Source organism: Mangrovibacterium sp. (assembly GCF_059905295.1).
On the sequence record NZ_JBZQJF010000232.1, the window covers coordinates 1 to 1674 of the forward strand.

The 1674-nt window shown below is 42.4% G+C and carries 1 protein-coding gene; it reads right to left on the minus strand.

Features of this window, described 5'->3' with window-relative positions; translation table 11 throughout:
- Window positions 1-470: 470 nt before the first annotated feature.
- Window positions 471-1286, minus strand: a complete 816-nt coding sequence (locus tag AC37HE_RS12265; RefSeq protein WP_500783134.1) for a mechanosensitive ion channel family protein — start codon at window positions 1284-1286, stop codon at window positions 471-473.
- Between the last annotated feature and the right edge of the window lie 388 nt (window positions 1287-1674).

The window sequence follows — 1674 nt, forward strand, 5'->3', positions numbered from 1 at the left end:
GCCTGGCACCGCAGCTTTATTACACCTTCAGCGAAAAGGGGTATACACGGATCGGGCTAAGTATTCAGTATTTGTTTTAAGAGAGTTTTCAGATATGTAGAATATCGAATAACCAATAAAAAATGTAGAAGTAAGAAAGCGCAAACGTTAAAGTTCCAAGTTTTGAGTTTCAAGTTGTCTGTTATAATTACCCTTATAGAAGCTTCCACTGCTCTTGCTTGTGCGCGATTGTATCGCGTTCCTTTTTTGGAATTTAAAACCTGGAATATGAGTCAAATATGAAGCTCTTTCAATCCTTCATTCCATCAATCCTTCAATCATTATACCTGTCATTGGTAGCTAAGAGTGCGACTGAATATTTAAAAGCAATCTTCGCGTTCTTGCGTTCATTGACTTTCACCGAAAAAAAAGGAGAAAGCCATATCGGCTCTCTCCTTGGGTTGGGATGTTTGCTATAGTTGCAAACCGTGCTACTTACTTTTCATATGAACATCCACTTGCGGGAACGGGATGGTAACGCCACCTTCGTCGAGGGCGATTTTCCCTTGTTCGTAAATATCAAAATAGACCGCCCAGTAGTTGGCCGGTTCTGTGAACGGACGAACAGCAAGGTTAACTGAGCTGTCGGCCAGTTCTTTTACACCCACAAATGGTGCAGGATCTTTCATAACCAGCGGATGGCTGGTCATTACCTTCATTAAAATTTCTTTGGCTTGTTTGATATTTGATTCGTAAGAAATTCCGAAGCTCAGATCGACCCGGATTTTTCCTTCAGTTACAAAGTTGGTGATATCGCCATTGGAGATCGCTCCGTTCGGGATGATGATGGTTTTGTTTTCCGGTGAAAGCAGAACGGTAACAAAAATGTGAATCTCTTTTACGACACCTAAGTGACCTTGTGCCTGGATGAGGTCGCCAACCTGGTAGGGCTTAAAAATCAAAACCATCACTCCTCCGGCAAAGTTGGCCAGGGTACCTTGCAGAGCTAAGCCAATTGCTAAACCGGCAGCACCTAACACCGCAATGAAAGAAGTGGTTTGAATACCAATCATGCCGGCAACACTGATTAGTAGTAAAGCTTTTAAGCCGAGGTTCGCTAAGCTGGAGACGAATCCGATTAGCGATACATTCACATTGCGGGAGGTCATCACCCTTCTGATTACTTTGGTAAAGCGGTTGATGATCCACATACCAACAATGAGGACGATGATTGCCAGGAGCAGTTTAGGGCCATATTCCAGGATAAGTTCCAGGGCCTTGTCGATGAGGTTTTGATAATTATCCATGTCGTGAAATTAAGTTGATAAGAATTTGTGAGAAAAGTTACGCTAATAATTGCAGGGAGGCAACCCAAAACAGATACTTTACAAATAAAAAATTAGAAAAACACTGCTGGTGTGTGCGTTATGTTTCGAAGAATTTAGGGCGGACGGTGAGCTTACTTGTGCTTTCGGCCCCTTTTTGCGGATAACCCGTGAAATATGTCGGTTGATCCGTGAGGTCTGTCTGCTAAGCGGTGCAATGAAAAATTTTAGCTATTTGTCTCATTTAAGAAGCTGTCAATAATGCCGGGTAGGCGGTGGTTGGTAATGGTTAAATTGTTTCCTATTTCGGGTAAGCAGTGAAGGATTGCGGTTAAGTCATTTACTCGATTAAAGAAGACGTGAACTATAA

Coding starts and splice junctions, on each gene's coding strand:
- AC37HE_RS12265 (WP_500783134.1), bottom strand. CDS start 1,286: ATGGATAATTATCAAAACCTCATCGACAAGGCCCTGGAACTTATCCTG.